We start from the raw sequence: 2,321 nt of genomic DNA on the forward strand, positions 1-2,321 counted from the left end.
GATGCCCGACGGCCTCGCGCAACTCGACCGCTACCTGGACCGCCTCACCCTCCCCACCGGAGCGCTGGTGATCTTCGACCGGCGCCCCGAAGCCCCGCCATGGAAGGAACGAGGCGCTTTCGAGCAGGCGACCACGCCATCCGGCCGCCAGGTCACCGTTCTGCGGGTGTGACGCCGCCCGTGAGGTCGAAGAGGAGACCGGCTGGCGACCCGACCCTCTGAGGCCGCGGCTCCACGCGCAGCCGACCAACGGCATCTGCGACCCCGAGCATCACACATATTCCGTGCTGACAACGCCCAGCGCATCGGGCCGCCGAGCATGTCGGAATGTGTGCCTGAACCAGGATTGTGCCGTCGTTGACAGGCGTCCCGATAGAGCATTCCAGCTTCCGCATTGATGCCATCACTCACCGTGATACAGGCGATGGAGATCGATCAGCTCCACATCGGCCCGCCCCCGCGCGGCCTCCCTCAGGTCCTCGGCGAACCCCGAGCGAGCGAACAACAGCAGCTTGGGCGGCCGATCCACCTGGGCGTCCGGCAGCAGGGCACGCAGATGTTCCAGCCGCTGGAGTTGCCGGGCGTCCATGGGCGAGAGGGTGCCCTTGACCTCACCGATCGCGGTGATCCGGTCAGGAGCGGACGAGTTCGTCTCCGTCACCACGATGTCGAGCTCATGCCCCTGCCGGTGAGCGCGACATGAGACATCGCTGGGACGTACGGCACTCGCGACTCCGCCCAGCGTGTCGCTGGAGGCGTGCAGGAAGCACCATTCGCGGGCGAGGTCCTCGAAGTGCGGGCCGTAGATCTTGGAAGCGACCGTGTCGGCATTGGCCTGCCAGACCCGGTCGGCCCGACCGGCGACCAGTTCATGCTCTCGCCGCTGCGTGACCAACTGATGGAGCCGGACGATCGGTTCTGCGACCTTGAACACGCTCCGTTTCTGTCGCAGCGCGTCGTCTACTTGCTCGATCAGGCCGATGTCCTGCAATCCGGTGAGCAGATGAGCCAACGCCCCGGCTGGCCGCCCGAGCGCTGCGGCGATCTCCGAGCGGCGGTGGTTGCCCTCACTGATGGCGGTCAGCACGGAGGTATATGAGGTGGGATCGGTGATCGACGGCTCCTCGCGCAGCAACAGTCCACCTTCTCGGAACATCGCCGAGGCGGGGTTCAGCAGGCGTCGCTGTACCCATCGGTCGAAGGCGCCGAGGTCGGCCGGCCCTGATCCGCCGCACATTTCCAGGTACGCAGGCGTACCGCCGACCAGTGCGTTGACCCGGAAAGCCAGTTCGGGATCGCCCTCCAGCCCCCAGAAGACGCTCGCGTCACGGAACCCGAAGGGCCGCACGACCAGTTCGAGTACGGCCCGCCCCCGCAGAGGAGCCCCTCCGCCCAGCAACTGGGCCATCGTGGTGAGCGCGCTGCCGCAGAGGATCATGCGGGTTCGGGTGTGCTCCTTCGCATGACTTGTCGGACTGAGCGCCTGCTGCAAGTACGACGGAAGCGCTGGGGTGGTCGAGACGAGATAGGGGAACTCGTCAATGATCACCGGCGTGGCTCGTTCTTCGCCGAGACGGAGAAGCTCGTCGAGTGCCTCACGCCAGTTGCCGAAGGGCTCCGGCCGCCGGAGGCCACGGTAGTCGGCGTAGGCGACGCCAAGATCTGCAAGGTTCTGTGCCTCGGTCTGTTGCGTGGCACCAAAGATCAGGCCGCCGGTTTCCTGCGCGAGAAGTTCGAGCATGAGCGTCTTGCCCTGGCGGCGGCGCCCGTACACGAGCCCCAAAGTGGCGCCCGACGAGGGGGCCGTGACGAAGTCGGCCAGCTCTTCCCACTCGGTGTCACGACCGAACAGACGAGTCGGCTTTCTGAGCATCGAAGCCTCCCTGTCGATAATGATAGGCATAGCTATGATAGTTAAAACTATCATTATCTCCCAGACACACAACCGGTCAAGGCGTTTGTCGCTCGCGCGAGGCTGCAGGCAGGCATCCCCTTGTAGCGTGGTGCCGGTCCAGGCGTCCACCCAGGGGAGCAGTCGCATGCGCTGGCAGGTGCACTCGGAAGAACCGCTCTACACCGACCGCTGGCTTGACGTTCGGGTAGCTGACGTGGAGCTTCCGGACGGCACGCATCTCGATCACCGGCTCATCCGTACCGCACCCGGAGCCGGTGCGGTCGTCACCGACGATCAGAACCGCGTCCTGCTCATCTGGCGGCACCGCTTCATCACAGACACCTGGGGTTGGGAGATCCCGATCGGCAAGATCGAGGATGGAGAGGAACCGATCGTGGCCGCCGCCCGCGAGGTCGAAGAAGAGACC

2 protein-coding genes are annotated in these 2,321 nt (G+C 65.7%); one reads left to right on the forward strand and one right to left on the reverse strand.

Annotation, left to right across the window (positions count from 1 at the left end; all coding sequences use genetic code 11):
- Nucleotides 1–403 precede the first annotated feature (403 nt).
- The gene (locus ACFPZ3_RS41555) at nucleotides 404–1,873 is read right to left on the reverse strand and encodes an ATP-binding protein (RefSeq protein ID WP_379519869.1); all 1,470 of its coding nucleotides are present in this window, start codon (nucleotides 1,871–1,873) and stop codon (nucleotides 404–406) included.
- Between the two features lie 166 nt (nucleotides 1,874–2,039).
- On the opposite strand from ACFPZ3_RS41555, the gene ACFPZ3_RS41560 reads away from it, so the two are divergent.
- Nucleotides 2,040–2,321 (forward strand): NUDIX hydrolase (locus ACFPZ3_RS41560; protein ID WP_379519870.1); only part of this gene is annotated, 282 nt, incomplete at its 3' end.

The sequence above is a fragment of the Nonomuraea insulae genome (assembly GCF_042656245.1).